At 67.3% G+C, this 16,429-nt stretch carries 13 protein-coding genes and 1 tRNA gene; 5 read left to right on the top strand and 9 right to left on the bottom strand.

Features of this window, described 5'->3' with window-relative positions; translation table 11 throughout:
* Positions 1-81 precede the first annotated feature (81 nt).
* The 5 genes from glyQ to ACESL5_RS04550 are packed head-to-tail and all read left to right on the top strand — an operon-like array spanning position 82 to position 5,574.
* Positions 82-1,020: a glycine--tRNA ligase subunit alpha gene (glyQ, locus tag ACESL5_RS04570; RefSeq protein WP_372591605.1), complete on the top strand. Its 939-nt coding sequence runs from the start codon at positions 82-84 to the stop codon at positions 1,018-1,020.
* 47 nt (positions 1,021-1,067) lie between these two features.
* Entirely contained in the window at positions 1,068-3,146 is a 2,079-nt protein-coding gene (gene glyS / locus ACESL5_RS04565; protein WP_372591604.1) for a glycine--tRNA ligase subunit beta, read from the top strand.
* A 10-nt stretch (positions 3,147-3,156) separates the two neighbouring features.
* The gene (locus ACESL5_RS04560; RefSeq protein WP_372591603.1) at positions 3,157-3,906 is read left to right on the top strand and encodes a lysophospholipid acyltransferase family protein; all 750 of its coding nucleotides are present in this window, start codon (positions 3,157-3,159) and stop codon (positions 3,904-3,906) included.
* Complete coding sequence (locus ACESL5_RS04555) at positions 3,872-4,798, top strand: fructosamine kinase family protein (protein ID WP_372591602.1); 927 nt, start codon at positions 3,872-3,874, stop codon at positions 4,796-4,798. The genes ACESL5_RS04560 and ACESL5_RS04555 overlap by 35 nt, the downstream gene beginning before the upstream one ends.
* Positions 4,799-4,809: 11 nt before the next feature.
* A complete protein-coding gene (locus tag ACESL5_RS04550) occupies positions 4,810-5,574 on the top strand; it encodes an SDR family NAD(P)-dependent oxidoreductase (RefSeq protein WP_372591601.1) in 765 nt (254 codons plus the stop codon).
* Between the two features lie 76 nt (positions 5,575-5,650).
* On the opposite strand, the gene ACESL5_RS04545 is transcribed toward ACESL5_RS04550, so the two are convergent.
* The 9 genes from ACESL5_RS04545 to rnr form a co-directional block, all read right to left on the bottom strand.
* Positions 5,651-5,743: transfer RNA gene (locus ACESL5_RS04545), tRNA-Ser, on the bottom strand.
* Positions 5,744-5,906: 163 nt separating this feature from the next.
* Positions 5,907-6,101 (bottom strand): carbon storage regulator CsrA, encoded by a 195-nt coding sequence (csrA, locus tag ACESL5_RS04540; RefSeq protein ID WP_372591600.1) that lies wholly within the window; start codon positions 6,099-6,101, stop codon positions 5,907-5,909.
* Positions 6,102-6,181: 80 nt separating this feature from the next.
* A complete protein-coding gene (locus tag ACESL5_RS04535) occupies positions 6,182-7,414 on the bottom strand; it encodes an aspartate kinase (protein WP_372591599.1) in 1,233 nt (410 codons plus the stop codon).
* 144 nt (positions 7,415-7,558) lie between these two features.
* On the bottom strand, positions 7,559-10,174 hold the full coding sequence (gene alaS, locus ACESL5_RS04530; RefSeq protein ID WP_372591598.1) for an alanine--tRNA ligase: 2,616 nt from the start codon (positions 10,172-10,174) through the stop codon (positions 7,559-7,561).
* Positions 10,175-10,284: 110 nt separating this feature from the next.
* Positions 10,285-10,761 carry a regulatory protein RecX gene (locus ACESL5_RS04525; RefSeq protein ID WP_372591597.1) on the bottom strand — a complete coding sequence of 159 codons (477 nt, stop codon included), beginning with the start codon at positions 10,759-10,761 and terminating at the stop codon, positions 10,285-10,287.
* Positions 10,762-10,776: 15 nt separating this feature from the next.
* The gene (recA, locus tag ACESL5_RS04520; protein WP_372591596.1) at positions 10,777-11,823 is read right to left on the bottom strand and encodes a recombinase RecA; all 1,047 of its coding nucleotides are present in this window, start codon (positions 11,821-11,823) and stop codon (positions 10,777-10,779) included.
* A gap of 86 nt (positions 11,824-11,909) precedes the next feature.
* Positions 11,910-13,091: a pyridoxal phosphate-dependent aminotransferase gene (locus ACESL5_RS04515; protein ID WP_372591595.1), complete on the bottom strand. Its 1,182-nt coding sequence runs from the start codon at positions 13,089-13,091 to the stop codon at positions 11,910-11,912.
* Positions 13,092-13,217: 126 nt separating this feature from the next.
* A complete protein-coding gene (gene rlmB / locus ACESL5_RS04510; RefSeq protein ID WP_372591594.1) occupies positions 13,218-13,979 on the bottom strand; it encodes a 23S rRNA (guanosine(2251)-2'-O)-methyltransferase RlmB in 762 nt (253 codons plus the stop codon).
* An 11-nt stretch (positions 13,980-13,990) separates the two neighbouring features.
* Positions 13,991-16,390, bottom strand: a complete 2,400-nt coding sequence (rnr, locus tag ACESL5_RS04505; RefSeq protein ID WP_372591593.1) for a ribonuclease R — start codon at positions 16,388-16,390, stop codon at positions 13,991-13,993.
* Between the last annotated feature and the right edge of the window lie 39 nt (positions 16,391-16,429).

The following is a 16,429-nucleotide window of genomic DNA, read 5'->3' as shown; positions in this document are numbered from 1 at the left end:
CCGCCCATCGGTATACTATGGCCGCTTTGCGTTCGGCCCGATACGGGGCCGCGTCCAGACACGATTCAACCAAGAATACTCATGAGCCAGCCTTCCATCGAAACGCGCTTCGACCTGTCGACCTTCCAGGGCCTGATCCTCGCCTTGCAGAGCTTCTGGGCCGAGCAGGGCTGCGCGGTGCTCCAGCCGCTGGATATCGAGGTGGGCGCGGGCACGTTCCACCCGGCCACCTTCCTGCGCTCGATCGGCCCCGAACCGTGGCGCTCGGCCTACGTGCAGCCCTCGCGGCGGCCCACCGACGGGCGCTACGGCGACAACCCCAACCGGTTGCAGCACTACTACCAGTTCCAGGTACTCCTGAAGCCCTCGCCGGACAATATCCAGGAGCTGTACCTGGAGTCGTTGACCCGGCTGGGCTTCGACCCGCTGACCCACGACATCCGCTTTGTCGAGGACAACTGGGAGTCGCCGACGCTGGGCGCCTGGGGCCTAGGCTGGGAGGTCTGGCTCAACGGCATGGAGGTGACGCAGTTCACCTACTTCCAGCAGGTCGGCGGGCTCAACTGTCACCCGGTTTCCGGCGAGATCACCTACGGGCTGGAGCGCCTGGCGATGTACCTGCAGGGCGTGGAGAACGTCTACGACCTGGTCTGGTCGCGCTCGGATGCCGGTGTCATTACCTATGGCGACGTCTACCACCAGAACGAGGTGGAGCAGTCGACGTACAACTTCGAGCATGCGGACACCGACTTTCTCTTCCGGCATTTCGACCACGCCGAGGGCGAGTGCCTGCGCCTGGTGGAAGCGGACCTACCGCTGCCGGCCTACGAGCAGGTGCTCAAGGCCTCGCATGCCTTCAACCTGCTCGACGCCCGCCGCGCGATCTCGGTGACCGAGCGCCAGCGCTACATCCTGCGCGTGCGCACCATGGCCCGCGCGGTGGCCGAGCGCTACTTTGCCGCCCGCGAGGCGCTGGGCTTCCCCATGGGCCGTGCCGACGGCGACACGGCGAGCGCCTGACCCGAACCCCGCCCCACCAACGCACTGCCAATTGATACGGACTGACCATGACTGACACGGCGGACTTTCTTTTCGAACTGGGCACCGAGGAACTCCCGCCCAAGGCCCTGACCACCCTGCGCGACGCGCTGGCCGAGGAAATGCGGGACGGGCTCGAACAGGCCGACCTCGCCCACGGCGGCATCACCGCATACGCCGCCCCGCGCCGCCTGGCCGTGCGCGTCGCCGATCTGGTGACCCAGACCGCGCCCAAGCCGGTCGAGCGCCGCGGCCCGGCGGTCAAGGCCGCCTACGACGGTGATGGCAACCCGACGAAGGCGCTGACCGGCTTTGCCGCCAGCGTCGGCGTGGAGCCCGACCAGCTCGAGACCATGAAGACCGACAAGGGCGAGTGGCTGGTCCACCGGCACACCGAGCCGGGCAAGGCCGCCGCCGAGCTGCTGCCGGGCATCGTCGAGCGGGCGCTCGACCGCCTGCCCACCCCGAAGCGCATGCGCTGGGGCAGCTCGCGCGCCGAGTTCATCCGCCCGGTGCACTGGGTGCTGGCCATCCACGGCGAGCAGGTGGTCGACATGACCCTGTTCAATCAGGCCGCCGGCAACCAGACATTCGGGCACCGCTTCCACCACCCGGAGGCGCTCACCGTCGAGCGCCCGGCCGACTACGTGGCCACCCTGCGCGAGTCCGGCCACGTGCTGGCCGACTTCGCCGAGCGCCGCGAACGCATCGAAGCTCAGGTTAAAGAGGCGGCCGAGCGCGCCGGCGGCACCGCCCGCATCGACGCCGACCTGCTCGACGAGGTCACCGCGCTGGTCGAATGGCCGGTGGCCGTGGCCGGGCGGTTCGAGGAGCGCTTCCTCGAGGTGCCGCACGAGGCGCTGATGTACACCATGCAGGACGACCAGAAGTACTTCCCCGTCCTGGACGCCAATGGCGCGCTGATGCCGTGGTTCGTCACCGTGGCCAACATCGACAGCCGCGACATGGACGCGGTGCGCCACGGCAACGAACGGGTGATCCGGCCGCGCTTCTCGGATGCCATGTTCTTCTGGGAAGGCGACCTCAAGACTCCGCTGGAGTCCCACCTGGAATCGCTCAAGCAGCTGGTCTTCCAGAAGCGACTGGGTAGCGTGTTCGACAAGGTGCTGCGCATCGAGCGGCTGGCCGAGTTCATCGCCGAGCGCATCCATGCCGACGCGCAGGCCGCCCGCCGCGCCGCACGCCTGTGCAAGTGCGACCTGCAGACGCAGATGGTGGGCGAGTTCGCCGGCCTGCAGGGCACCATCGGCTGCTACCTGGCCCGTCACGAGGGCATGCCCGAGGACGTCGCGGTAGCGCTGGACGACCACTACCGCCCGCGCCGAGCCGGCGACGACCTGCCCCGCAATGCCGTGGCACAGGCCGTGGCCCTGGCCGATCGGCTGGATACGCTGATGGGCATCTTCGCCATCGGCCAGGCGCCCACCGGCGCCAAGGATCCCTTCGCCCTGCGCCGCGCCGCGCTGGGCGTGCTGCGCATCCTCGTCGAGCAGGAGCTGGACCTGGACCTGGTCGAGCTGCTGGAGGCGGCGGCCGAGGGGCTGGCCGACAAGGTGCCCGAGGCGGGCGATCACGTCATGGGCGTGTTCGAGTTCATCACCGAGCGCCAACATCGCTACAGCCTCGACCGCGGCATCCGCAGCGACGTCTTCCAGGCCGTCTCCATGACCGGCACGCGCCGGCCGCTGGACTTCGAGCAGCGCATGCGGGCGGTCAACGCCTTCATCGAACTGCCCGAGGCCGAGGCCCTGGCCGCGGCCAACAAGCGCATCGCCAACATCCTCAAGAAGACCGAGGAAACCCTGCCGGAGTCGGTCGACGAGGACCGGCTGGTCGAATCGGCCGAGCAGCGGCTGTGGGAGTCGGTCAGCGCGGTGGGCCCGCGCATCGAGGGGCTGCTGGCCGAGGGCGACTACACCGAGGCGCTCACCGCCCTGGCCGCCCTGCGCGAGCCGGTGGACGAGTTCTTCGACACGGTAATGGTCATGGCCGAGGACGACGCCCTGCGGCGCAACCGCCTCGCCCTGCTGGCGAGGATCAACGCGCTGTTCCTCGCCATCGCCGACGTCTCGCAGCTGCAGTCCTGAGGCCGGGGCGGTGCTGCGCTGGATCCGTTCGCTGCTGTTCGCCCTGCTGGGCTCGGCCTCGCTGATCCTGCACGCCCCGCTGATACTCGTGGCGTTCCTGCTGCCGCTCGAGAAGCGCTACGCCCTGCTGTTTTCCTACGGGCGCACCATCCTGTGGCTGGCGCGCCATGTGGCCGGCGTCCGCCACGAGGTCCGGGGGCTTGAACATCTCCCGACCGAGGGCGGCAGCCTGATCCTGGCCAAGCACCAGTCCACCTGGGAGACGATGTTTCTCCCCTCGGTGCTGAAACTGCCCGCTTTCGTGCTCAAGCGGGAGCTGTTGCGCATCCCGGTATTCGGCCAAGGGCTGGCGGCCGTCGGCCCCATCGCGATCGACCGCTCGGCCGGGCGCAAGGCGCTCGGCCAGATCATCGAGCAGGGCGAAGCGGCCCTGGCATCGGGACGTGACGTGGTGATCTTCCCCGAAGGCACCCGCACTCGCCCGGGCAAGCCTCCCAACTATCGCATCGGGGGCGCGACGCTCGCGGCCCACACCCATGCCAAGGTCATCCCGATGGCGATCGACTCGGGCTGCCTCTGGCCCAAGGGCGGCTTTCCGCTGACGCCCGGCACCATCCACGTGGTGTTCGGCCCGCCGATCGAGACGGAAGGCCGCACGGCTGCCGAGATCAACGCGATCGCCCGGGAATGGATCGAGGCAAGACAGGAGGAGCTCTACGCGACCCATGGCTGCCCACACCACGTATCAGGCAATCCTTGACGACGCACTGGCCCGGCTGCACGAGAGCGAGGCAGCACCAGGGCCGCTGGCAGAGGCCGTCGCGCAACGCGACCGGCTGACCGTCGAGGCTCAGCGCGGCATCGGCGGGGGCTGCATCGCCGACGCCGCCCGGCTGGAGACCGACGCCGGCCCGCTGTTCCTCAAGACCCACCCCGACCGCGACGACGGCATGTTCCCCGCCGAAGCCCATGGCCTGGAGGCACTGGGCGAGCGCATCCGCACGCCCCAAGTGGTCGCATCGGGAAGCGTCGACGGCACGGCCTACCTGCTGCTCGAATGGCTGGACCTCTCCCGGGTGAACGACGCGGCCCTGGGCGAGGCGATGGCCGAACTGCACGCCGAGCCGCAGGCAGCCTTCGGCTGGCCAGAGGACAACTTCATCGGAGCCATGCCTCAGCTCGGCGGCGAGGACGAGGACTGGGCGCGCTTCTACGGCCAGCGGCGACTCGCCCCGCAGCTCGACTGGGCGGCCGAACGCGGCCTGTCCGCCAACGTGGCCGAGGCCGGTTACGAACTGGTCGAGAGCCTGCCGGCCTTCTTCTCCGACTACCGCCCCTGGCCGGCCCTGATCCACGGCGATATGTGGGGGGCAAACCACGGCGGGCTCGCCGACGGCACCCCGGTACTCTTTGACCCGGCCACCTACCGTGCCGACCGCGAGGCGGAAATCGCGATGACCGAACTGTTCGGTGGCTTCGCGCCGGGTTTCTACCGGGCCTACGAGGCCCATCTCCCGCTCGACGCCGGTTACCGGACACGCAAGACCCTGTACAACCTCTACCACGTCCTCAATCACTTCAACCTTTTCGGCGGCGGCTACGGACAGCAGGCCGAGCGAATGATCCGGCGTCTGCTCGCCGAACTGCACTGAACGGAGGGAGGATGAATCAACCGCATGCACTGATCACGGGAAACAGCAGCGGACTGGGCCTCGCCCTCAGCCAGGCCCTGCTCGAACGCGAGTACGGGATTTACGGCTGCAGCCGGCGTGGCTGCAACGAACTTGCGCCCCACGTGACCGACGTGCGCTGCGACCTGTCGGACCTGGATGCCATCGGACCGGCGCTGGATCGCCTGCTCGACGGCGTGGGACATCTCGACCTGGTGGTCCTCAACGCCGGGATCCTGGGCGAGATCGAGGACATGAGCCGCCTGTCCCTCGGTCGGTTGCGCGAGATCATGGACATCAACGTCTGGTCGAACAAGGTGGTCCTCGACTGGCTGCTGGCCTCGGGCATCGAGATCGACCAGATCGTGGCGATCTCGTCGGGGGCGGCGGTGCTCGGCAATCGCGGCTGGGGCGGCTACGCCCTGTCCAAGGCCGGGCTGAACATGCTCTGCCGCCTGTACGCGCACGAGTTCGAGAACACGCACGTCGCCGCTGTGGCGCCGGGACTGGTGGACACCCGCATCATCGACACTCTGCTCGAACAGGCCGACGCCAACCGCTTCCCCGCCCTCGAGCGCATCCAGGCTGCGCGCGGCACCGACACGCTGCTCTCCCCGGACCGGGCAGCCCAGCGCCTGCTCGAAGCGTTGCCCGCGCTGAAGGAACAGGAGAGCGGCAGTTTCGTCGACCTGCGGCAGATCCTCGCCCCCGAGGAATACGCCGAGCTGATGGCAGCGAGGAACCGTCCGGGCTCCTGACAGCGCCGTCGTGGCGGACATGGCCCGGACGACAAAAAGCCCCGTCCGGCGATCCCGGACGGGGCTTTTCTGCATGTGGCGGAGAGAGAGGGATTCGAACCCTCGAAGGGGCTATAAACCCCTTACTCCCTTAGCAGGGGAGCGCCTTCAGCCACTCGGCCACCTCTCCAACAAGCGCCGCATGGTAGCGGCTTTGACGGCAAGAATCAACGCCCTTCCGGCGCGCTCATGCCCGCGCATCCCGCCCCGACTCGGGCCGGGAACGGCACACACACCACCCTGTCACGCCGGCAGACGGCGCGATTCATCGGGTGATGGAAACGTGAGAAAACTCAGGCCGACTCGTTGCTCTCGCCTTCGTCGGTTTCGCTCTTGATGCGCTGGTAGATTTCCTCGCGATGCACGGCGACATCCTTGGGCGCATCAATACCGATTCGGACCTGGTTTCCCTTGATGCCAAGCACGGTGATGGCGACGTCGTCACCGATGCGGAGCACCTCACCAATTCGGCGGGTCAAAATCAACATAACTCGTCAGCCTCTGTGGTAATGGGTCCGTCGACATCTCCGTTCGGACCCTGACTTTTGATAGTAGCCCGTTAACCGGATCAACTCAGGGAAATCTCGGGAGCGTCCAGTTCAAAGGCATCGTGGAGGGCACGAACAGCCAGTTCCAGGTACTTGTCGTCGATCACCACGGAAATCTTGATCTCGGAGGTGGCGATCATACGAATATTGATCTTCTCCTCGGCCAGCACACGGAACATCTTCGAGGCAATCCCGGCGTGCGAACGCATGCCGACACCCACCAGCGAGATCTTGACGATGTTGTGGTTGCCCGAAACCTCGCGTGCGCCGAGTTCCTCGGCGGTGCCTCGCATCAGATCGAGGGCCTTGTCGAAATCGTTGCGGTGTACCGTGAAGGTAAAGTCGGTGGTTTCGTCCGCACCGATGTTCTGCAGGATCATGTCGACCTCGATATTGGCTTCGCCAATCGGGCCGAGGATCTTGTAGGCGATCCCGGGACTGTCCGGCACGCCCTTGATGGTCAGCTGGGCCTCGTCCTTGTGGAACGCGATCCCGGAAATTACTGGTTCTTCCACGCCGTTTTCCTCCAGGGTAATCAGGGTGCCGGGGCCGTCCTGGAAGGAGGACAGCACCCGCAGGGGCACGTTGTACTTGCCGGCGAATTCCACCGAGCGGATCTGCAGGACCTTCGACCCCAGGCTGGCCATTTCCAGCATTTCCTCGAAGGTGATCCGGTCGAGGCGGCGGGCCTTGGGCACCACGCGCGGATCGGTGGTGTAGACCCCGTCGACGTCGGTGTAGATCTGGCACTCGTCGGCATTCAGGGCCGCGGCCAGCGCCACGGCGGAGGTATCGGAACCGCCCCGCCCCAGCGTGGTGATCTGGCCGTGCTCGTCGACGCCCTGGAAGCCCGCGACGACCACCACGCGACCGGCGTCCAGGTCACCCTGGATCGTCTCGGTATCGATCGACTGGATCCGCGCCTTGGTGTGGGTGCTGTCGGTCAGGATGCGCACCTGCGCACCGGTGTAGGAGCGCGCGTCCTGGCCCCGCGCCTGGAGGGCCATCGACAGCAGCGCGATGGTGACCTGCTCGCCGGTGGCCACGAGTGTGTCGAGTTCGCGCGGGGTGGGCTCGGCCTGGATCTCACTCGCCATGCCGATCAGTCGGTTGGTCTCGCCGCTCATCGCGGAGACCACCACCACGACGGAGTCGCCATTGTCCACCGAGCGCTGCACGCGCTCGGCCACGGCCTTGATCCGGTCGACGCTGCCGACCGAGGTGCCGCCGTATTTCTGAACGATTAACGCCATATGGTTTCCTTGAGCTTCAAGCGTCGGATAGAGATTCGTTTCGCTGACGTGAAAAGGTCAAAGCAGCCGGACAGTATAAACCGACCACTTGACTTTTTCATCCGCGTTGAGGATCAGGCCTGACGGAAGCAGGCCTCGGGCCTGTCAGCCCAGCTGCTCGGCCACCCAGCTGCGTGCGGCCGCCAGCGCCTGGGCGAGGTTTTCCGGCTGACTGCCGCCCGCCTGGGCCATGTCCGGCCGCCCCCCGCCTTTGCCACCGACCTCGGCGGCCGCGACGTTGACCCAGTCGCCGGCCTTGAAGCTCTTGGTCAGGTCCTTGGATAGCCCCGCGACCAGGCGCACCTTGCCCTCGTCGACGGTGCCCAGCAGGATCGCGGCGGTGCCCAGCTTGTCGCGCAGCTTGTCCATGGTCTCTCGCAGCGCGCCGGCGTCCGCGCCGGGCAGCTCGGCGACCAGCACCTTCGCCGAGCCGATGCTCTCGGCGCTGTCGGCCAGCTCGTCGCCGCTGGCCGAGGCGAGCTCGGCCTTGAGCTTCGCCAGTTCGCGCTCGAGCTGACGGGAACGTTCCAGCATCTGACCGACCCGCTCGGCTGCCTCGGTCCTGGGGCCCCGCAGCAGCTCGGCGATCTCGTCGACGGTCTGCTCGGTCCGCTCGGCCTCCGCCAGCGCCGTGGCGCCGGTAACCGCCTCGATGCGACGCACCCCGGAGGCCACGCCGGACTCGGCGAGGATCTTGAACAAGCCGATGTCACCGCCCCGGCCCGCGTGCGTGCCGCCGCAAAGCTCCATGGAGAACGGACCCATGGTCACCACGCGCACGGTATCACCATACTTCTCGCCGAACAGCGCCATCGCCCCGGCCGCCCGGGCGTCGTCGATCGCCATCTCGCGGGTCTCGACGGCGTGGTTCTCGCGGATCTGGGCGTTGGCCAGCCGCTCGATCTCGCGCAGCTGCTCGCGAGTGACCGGCTTGTCGTGGGAGAAGTCGAACCGCAGCGTCTCGGGACCCACGCGCGAGCCCTTCTGGTGGACATGGTCACCCAGCACCTGGCGCAGCGCGGCATGCAGCAAGTGGGTGGCGGAATGGTTCAGGCGTATCGCGGCGCGACGGTCGGCGTCGATGCGCGCGGTGACCGCAGTGCCCGGCACCATGCGTCCGTCGGTGAGCGTACCGTGATGCAGGAAGACGCCACCCTGCTTCTGCGTGTCGTGCACGACGAAGCGCCCCTGGGCCGACTCGATCACGCCGGTGTCGCCCACCTGGCCACCGGACTCGGCGTAGAACGGCGTGCGGTCCAGCGCGATCACGCCATCCTGCCCTTCCTCGAGCGACTCGGCCTGGCTGCCCTCGCGCGCCACCGCGACGACCCGCGCCTCGAGGGCATCCTGCTCGTAGCCCTCGAACGCCGTGGGTTCGTCCGTGCCGATCTTGATCGTCTCGGCAGTGAAGTGGCTCGCCGCGCGTGACTGAGCCCGGCGCTCGGCCATTTCCCGCTCGAAGCCGGCCTCGTCCACCGACAGCCCCCGCTCGCGGGCGATGTCCGCGGTCAGGTCCAGCGGGAAACCATGCGTGTCGTAGAGCTTGAAGGCAGTCTCGCCGTCGATGGTCCCACCCGCCGGCAATCCGGCGACCGCCTGCTCGAGTACCTGCATGCCCGAGGCCAGCGTCTGCAGGAAGCGCTCTTCCTCGGCGAGCAGCACGCGGGCGACCTCATCGGCGGCCTCGGTCAGCTCCGGGTAGGCCTCGCCCATCTCCTTCACCAGCGGGCGAACCAGCCGGTGAAAGAACGGCTGGTCCTGGCCGAGCTTGTGCCCGTGGCGCGCGGCGCGACGGATGATCCGCCGCAGGACGTAATCACGCCCCTCGTTACCCGGGCGGACCCCGTCGACGATCAGAAACGCGCAGGAACGGATGTGGTCGGCGATCACCTTGAGCGAGCTCGACTCGCGGTCGGTCGCGCCGGTGACCTCGGCGGCCGCATCGATCAGGTGGCGGAACAGGTCGATTTGATAGTTCGAGTGCACGCCCTGCAGCACGGCCGCGAGGCGCTCGAGCCCCATACCCGTGTCCACCGAGGGCTTGGGCAGGTCGGTGAGCGTGCCGTCGGCCGCCCGGTCGTATTGCATGAAGACGATGTTCCAGATCTCGATGAACCGGTCACCGTCCTCGTCCGGCGAGCCGGGCGGGCCGCCCGGGATGTGCTCGCCGTGATCCCAGAAGATCTCGGAACAGGGGCCGCAGGGGCCGGTGTCGCCCATCTGCCAGAAGTTGTCCGAGCCGCCGCCCGGCTTGTCGCCGATGCGCAGGATGCGATCCTCGGGCAGACCGATGTCGTCACGCCAGTAGGCGTAGGCCTCGTCGTCGGTCTCGTAGACGGTCACCAGAAGGCGCTCGTCGGGAAGACCGAGGGTGTCGGTCAGGAAGTCCCAGCCGTAGCGGATCGCCTCGCGCTTGAAATAGTCGCCGAAGCTGAAATTGCCCAGCATCTCGAAGAAGGTGTGATGCCGCGCGGTATAGCCGACGTTCTCGAGATCGTTGTGCTTGCCGCCGGCACGCACGCATCGCTGCACGGATACCGCGCGCGGGTTGGCGCGCTTCTCCTGGCCGAGAAAGGCCTCCTTGAAGGGCACCATCCCGGCGTTGGTGAACAGGAGCGTCGGGTCATTGGCCGGGATCAACGACGCGGAGGGCACGACCTCGTGACCTCGCTCGGCGAAGAAATCCAGAAAGGACTGACGAATCTCGGCGCTGGTTTTCATGCACGAACCATCTCGGAAAGCGGGTAGACAAAGGCCGCATTGTAGCGCAGGCGGGCGCCTTTTCCGATGAGTCGTGAGAGGAGAACCGGGCGGGGATGCCCGGGATGAAATCAGGCGTCTTCCGATGGCGGTTCAGGCCACCAGCCGGCGAGTGCGTGGGACAGGTCGGGCGGAAATCCCCGGCGGACCAGGTGACGGTGCCGCCGGGCACGATCGGGAAAGTCCTCGGGAGGGCCGCGGAAACGCGCCATGAGCTGCTCGCGCGCCAGCGCCTCCCAGTCCCGGGGTTCGGCCTCGAAGGCCTCACTCGCCGTGCCCTCGTCGACGCCCCGCTGCACCAGCTCCGACGCAATGCGCTCCGGACCGTAGCGACGCGCCGCCCGGGCACGGATCAGGCTTTCGGCGTAACGCCGGTCAGACTGCCAGCCCTCCTCGGCCAGCCGGTCGAGGACTGCCTCGACCTCATCGCTGGAGAAACCCCGATCGGCCAGCTTGCGGGCGAGCTCCAGCCGGCTGTGCTCGCGCCGGGCGAGCAGGCCGACCGCACGCTTCTCGCAATCGAGCAGGCGGCGTTTCTCGTCGTCCACGGGACGTGGTCGACCTTACGAGGTCTCGTCGACCGGTGTCTCGCTGGCCTCGAGCTCGGTCTCGGCCGCGACCGGCTTGGGCATCATGATCTCCCGCACCTGGGCCTCGATCTCCTCGGCCATCTCGGGGTTCTCGGCGAGGAACTGGCGTGCATTGTCCTTGCCCTGGCCGATCCGGGTATCGCCATAGGAGTACCAGGCGCCCGCCTTCTGGATGATGCCGTGCTTGGCCCCCAGGTCGACCAGCTCGAGCAGGTGCGAGATGCCCTCGCCGTAGAGGATGTCGCAATCAACCACCTTGAACGGCGGCGCCATCTTGTTCTTCACGACCTTGATGCGGGTCTGGTTGCCGATGATCTCCTCGCCCTTCTTCACCGCGCCGACACGGCGGATGTCGAGGCGCACCGAGGCATAGAACTTGAGCGCGTTGCCGCCGGTGGTGGTCTCCGGGCTGCCGTAGGTGACACCGATCTTCATGCGGATCTGGTTGATGAACATCACCATGCAGTTGGTGCGCTTGATGTTCCCGGACAGTTTCCGCAGCGCCTGGCTCATCAGCCGCGCCTGCAGACCGACGTGGCTGTCGCCCATCTCGCCCTCGATCTCGGCCTTGGGCACCAGGGCGGCGACCGAGTCGACCACCACCACGTCCACCGCACCAGATCGGACCAGCATGTCGGCGATCTCCAGCGCCTGCTCGCCGGTGTCCGGCTGGCTGACCAACAGGTCGTCGACGTTCACGCCCAGTTTCTCGGCATAGCCCGGGTCCAGCGCGTGCTCGGCATCGATGAAGGCACAGGTACCGCCTTCCTTCTGCGCCTGGGCGATGGTCTGCAGGGTCAGCGTGGTCTTGCCCGAGGACTCCGGACCATAGATCTCGACCACGCGACCGCGCGGCAACCCGCCGATGCCGAGCGCGGCATCCAGCGAGATCGATCCGGTGCTGATCGCGGGGACATTCCGTCGTCCCTCGTCGTTCATGCGCATGACCGCCCCCTTGCCGAACTGGCGTTCGATCTGGGACAGGGCGGCACCCAGGGCCTTCTTGCGGTTCTCGTCCATCGGTCAACTCCCAGCCGCGCGGGCTTGAAATACGGGAAAGCGGAGCGTGGCCGTCGACGGCCACACGGAAAAGGGTGACAACGAAATCAGGCGACCGGCAGGATCGCCTTGATGCGGTCGATGGCCTCGCGCAGCGCATCCAGACCGGTGGCGTAGCTAAGGCGCACGTGACCCGGGACTCCGAACGCCGACCCCGGCACCACGGCCACGCCGGCCTCCTCGAGCAGGTACTCGGAGAAGGCCACGTCGTCAGCCAAGTCCAGGGCGCGCATCGCCTCGGAGACGTCGGGGAAGCTGTAGAACGCCCCCTGCCCCGGCAGGCAGCTGACCCCGGGCAACTCGTTGAGCGCCTCGACCACGTAGTCGTGGCGCTCGCGGAAGGCGCGCACCATCGCGTCGATCTCGGACTGGTCGCCAGCGATGGCCTCCAGCGCGGCCTTCTGCGCGATCGAACAGGGCCCGGAGGTGCTCTGCGACTGGATCACCTTCATCGCCTTGATCAGGTCGGCCGGACCGGCGGCATAGCCGATCCGCCAACCGGTCATCGCGTAGGCCTTGCTCACGCCATTGAGCACCACGGTGCGCGGGATCAGATCCGGGGCCACCATCACGATATTCGAGAACGGCTCGTCGGCCCAGAGGATCTTCTCGTACATGTCGTCCGTGGCGATCATGATCTCGGGGTGAGCGCGCATCACCTCGGCCAGCGCCTCCCAGTCCTCGCGCGTGTAGGCCACGCCGGTCGGGTTGGAGGGGCTGTTGAGCATCACCAGTTTGGTCTTGTCGGTGATCGCCGCCTCCAGCTGGCGCGGCGTCATCTTGAAGCCCTGCGACTGACCGGCCGAGACGATCACCGGCTCGCCACCCGCAAGACGCACCATGTCGGGATAGGAGACCCAGTAGGGAGCGGTGACGATCACCTCGTCTCCCGGATTGAGCAGTGCCTGGCAGAGGTTGTAGATGCTCTGCTTGCCGCCGGTGGAGACGATGATCTGGCCGAGACCGTACTCCAGCCCCTGGTCCTTCTGGAGCTTGTCCGCGATCGCCTGGCGAAGTTCAACGATGCCCTCGACGGCGGTATACCGGGTGAAGCCGTCGCGGATGGCCTGGATACCGGCCTCGCCGATGTGCTTCGGGGTATCGAAGTCCGGCTCGCCGGCACCGAGGCTGATGATGTCCCGACCCGCGGCACGCAGCTCGGCGGCCTTGGCGGTGACGGCAAGTGTCGGCGACGGACGGACCCGACGGACCCGATCGGAAAGGTTCATGACGGCAACTGACTCCCTGGTAGGCGCTCGCTCGCGAGGCGAAAACACCGAACCCCTGTGAAATGTAGTGGCCCGTATTTTAACGGAAACGCGAGGCGGTTTCGAAGCCCGGTGTCCCTCGGAGGATCAGCCTCCGGCCAGACGCTGTCGACGGAACTCGAACAGACAGACGGCCGAGGCCACCGAGACGTTTAGGCTCTCCACCCCGGAAGCCATGGGGATGTGGATCAGCTGGTCACAGCGATCCTGGGTCAGCCGACGCAGGCCGCTGCCTTCCGCCCCCATCACCACGGCCACGGGTTCGCGGGCGAAGTCGCATTCGTAGAGGGACACCGGTCCACTGCCGGCGGTGCCGACGATCCACACACCCTGCTGCTTGAGGTCCGCCAGCGTGCGCGCGAGATTGGTGACCTGGATGAACGGGAGGCGCTCGGAGGAACCGGCCGAGGTCTTGCGCGCCGCCGGCGTCAGGCCGCAGGCCCGGTCCTTCGGCGCGATCACGGCCAGCGCGCCGGCGGCCTCGGCCCCGCGCAGGCAGGCCCCGAGATTGTGCGGATCGGTGACTCCGTCGAGCACCAGCAGCAGCGGTGTCTCGGTCGCCGCGGAGAGCAGGTCGCCCAACTCCGCCTCGTCGCCGGCAGGACGCAGCGTCATCCGGGCGGCAACGCCCTGGTGCCGCAGGGGGCGGCCGCCGCTGGTCAGCCGCGCGAACCAGTCGTCCGGATGCTCGACCACTGCCACGCCCGCTGACGCGGCCAGCTTGCAGAGCCGCCGAACGCGCTTGTCGTCCCGGCCGGCGACCACCGCGACCTGCCGCAGCCGCTCCGGGTGCCGATCGAGCGCGGCCTCGATGGCGTGGAAGCCACCAATCCACATGTCCTCGGCCATGCCGCGGGCCGTCAGCGGTTGCCGAAGTTGTCGGCCGCCTCGGCGTCGTCGCCCTTCGGCTCGCCGGCATCATCGGCCTTCAGGTTGCCGCGATCGTCGCTCGACTCGCCGCCGTCAGCGCCCTCGGGCTTGCGGCGCTTGCGCCGGCGCGGGCGACGCTTCTTCGATCCCTCGCCCTTGTCGCCGGCACCCGAGTCGCCGAATTCCTCGTCCTTGCCGCCCTTGTCCGAGTCGTCGTCCTCGTCGGGCAGCATGAAGTCGATCTTGCGCTCGTCGAGGTCGACCCGGGCCACGCGCACGCGGATGGTGTCGTTGAGCGAGTAGGTCTTGCCGGTCCGCTCGCCCTTGAGCGACACGGAGACCGGGTCGAAGTGGTAGAAGTCCTTGCTCAGGGCCGTGATGTGCAGCAGGCCCTCGACGTAGAAGTCCTTGAGCTCGACGAACAGGCCGAAGCCCAGCACCGAGGCGACGCGCCCCTCGTAGACATTGCCCACCTTGTCGAGCATGAACTCGCACTTGAGCCAGTCGGTGGCATCTCGCGTGGCCTCGTCAGCACGGCGCTCGTTGTTCGAGCAGTGCTCGCCGATCAGCAGCATTTCCTCGTGGCTGTAGGGGAAGCCCTCGGCACTGCCGGTGCGCAGCACGTGGCGAATGGCGCGATGCACCATCAGGTCCGGGTAGCGACGGATCGGCGAGGTGAAGTGAGCGTAGTGCTCGTGCGCCAGGCCGAAATGCCCCAGGTTGTCGGGGGCATAGACCGCCTGCTGCAGCGAGCGCAGCAGCAGCGTCTGGATGGTGGCGAAGTCCGGTCGACCCTTCGCCTCCTCGATCAGGGCATTGAAGTCCGCCGGGGTCGGCTTGTCGCCGCCACCGAGGACCAGACCCTTCTCCTTCAGCGCCGCGCGCAGGTCGTCGATCTTCTCCGCGCCCGGACGATCGTGCACCCGGTAGAGCGAAGGGATCTTGCGACGGGCGAGGAAGCGACCGGCGGCCACGTTGGCAGCGATCATGCACTCCTCGATGATCTTGTGCGCGTCGTTGCGCTCGTAGGGGACGATCGCCTCGATCTTGCGGTTCTCGCCAAAGACGATCTTGGTCTCGATGGTGTCGAAGTCGATCGCGCCACGGCGCTCGCGCTCGGCCCGCAGGACCTTGTAGAGATCGTGGAGCGCCTCGACCGGCTTGATCACGTGGGCGAACTTCTCGCGCTCGGCCTGATCATTGTCCAGCAGCATGGCGGCGACGTTGTCGTAGGTCAGCCGCGCGTGGCTCCGCATCACGCCCTCGAAGAAGCGCGAGCGGATGATCTGCCCCTGGTTGTTGATCAGCATCTCGGCGCAGAGGCAGAGTCGATCGACATCGGGGTTGACCGAGCACAGGCCGTTGGAGAGAAGCTCGGGCAGCATCGGCACCACGCGCCCCGGGAAGTAGACCGAGGTGCCGCGGCGGAAGCCTTCCTGATCCAGCGACGAACCGATGCGCACGTAGTGGGACACGTCGGCGATCGCGACCATCAGCCGGAAGCCCTTGGGCGTCGGCTCGCAGAAGACCGCGTCGTCGAGATCCTTGGAGTCGGCCCCGTCGATGGTGATCAAGGGCACGTCGCGCACGTCGACCCGACCCACCTTGTCCGCCTTGGCGACCTCGTCGTTCATGCCCGCGATCTGCTCCTGCACCGACGCCGGCCACTCGTGCGGGATGCTGTGGGCACGGATCGCGACATCGATCTCCATACCGGGCGACATGTGATCGCCGAGTACTTCGATGACCTTGCCAACCGGCTTGTGTCGTTGCGTGGGCTGCTCGACCAGTGCCACGCGCACGATCTGGCCGTCCTTCCCCCCGCCCAACGACTCCATCGGTATCAGCACGTCCTGAGTCATGCGCTTGTTGTCGGGGATGACGAAGGCCACGCCGGCCTCGATCACCAGGCGGCCGACGATCTCGGCATTGGCCCGTTCGATCACCTCGATCAGCGCCCCCTCGGGACGGCCGCGACGATCCTCGCCCACCACCTGAACCACGGCACGGTCGCCGTGGAGAAGCGCGCGCATGACGCGCGGGGAGAGGAAGACGTCGTTGCCGCCCTCGTCGGGCACCAGGAAACCGAAACCGTCGCGGTGGCCGATCACCCGACCGCGCACCAGCTCGGCCTTGGTCACCGGAACGTAACCGCCACGGCGGTTGCGGATCACCTGCCCGTCACGCTCCATGGCACGCAGACGGCGCCGGAGGCCCTCGATGCGTTCCTCGTCGCCGTCGTAGTCCAGCTCGCTGATGAGCCGGTTGAGCGTGGTCGGCCCTTCCTGACCCGCGAGAAAGTCCAGCAGGAATTCGCGGCTGGCCACCGGGTTGTCGTATTTCTCGGCCTCGCGGGGGGCGTTGGGATCTTCGAGGTGTGATTCGGTCATGGATACCTGAAAACTGGAACTGGAAAGCCGATTTAGGCT

Origin of the sequence: Guyparkeria sp., from assembly GCF_041687595.1 — a bacterium.
In the GTDB taxonomy this organism is placed as follows: Bacteria; Pseudomonadota; Gammaproteobacteria; order Halothiobacillales; family Halothiobacillaceae; genus Guyparkeria.
The sequence above is the reverse complement of the archived record's forward strand: the minus strand, read 5'-3'. Positions and strand labels throughout refer to the sequence as shown.

What these genes read in the sequence shown, in the direction of transcription:
- ACESL5_RS04535 (WP_372591599.1), bottom strand. Translation starts at nt 7,414, where the DNA reads ATGGCGTTAATCGTTCAGAAATACGGCGGCACCTCGGTCGGCAGCGTC.
- alaS (WP_372591598.1), bottom strand. Translation starts at nt 10,174, where the DNA reads ATGAAAACCAGCGCCGAGATTCGTCAGTCCTTTCTGGATTTCTTCGCC.
- glyQ (WP_372591605.1), top strand. Translation starts at nt 82, where the DNA reads ATGAGCCAGCCTTCCATCGAAACGCGCTTCGACCTGTCGACCTTCCAG.
- glyS (WP_372591604.1), top strand. Translation starts at nt 1,068, where the DNA reads ATGACTGACACGGCGGACTTTCTTTTCGAACTGGGCACCGAGGAACTC.
- recA (WP_372591596.1), bottom strand. Translation starts at nt 11,823, where the DNA reads ATGGACGAGAACCGCAAGAAGGCCCTGGGTGCCGCCCTGTCCCAGATC.
- ACESL5_RS04555 (WP_372591602.1), top strand. Translation starts at nt 3,872, where the DNA reads ATGGCTGCCCACACCACGTATCAGGCAATCCTTGACGACGCACTGGCC.
- csrA (WP_372591600.1), bottom strand. Translation starts at nt 6,101, where the DNA reads ATGTTGATTTTGACCCGCCGAATTGGTGAGGTGCTCCGCATCGGTGAC.
- rlmB (WP_372591594.1), bottom strand. Translation starts at nt 13,979, where the DNA reads ATGGCCGAGGACATGTGGATTGGTGGCTTCCACGCCATCGAGGCCGCG.
- ACESL5_RS04515 (WP_372591595.1), bottom strand. Translation starts at nt 13,091, where the DNA reads ATGAACCTTTCCGATCGGGTCCGTCGGGTCCGTCCGTCGCCGACACTT.
- ACESL5_RS04550 (WP_372591601.1), top strand. Translation starts at nt 4,810, where the DNA reads ATGAATCAACCGCATGCACTGATCACGGGAAACAGCAGCGGACTGGGC.
- rnr (WP_372591593.1), bottom strand. Translation starts at nt 16,390, where the DNA reads ATGACCGAATCACACCTCGAAGATCCCAACGCCCCCCGCGAGGCCGAG.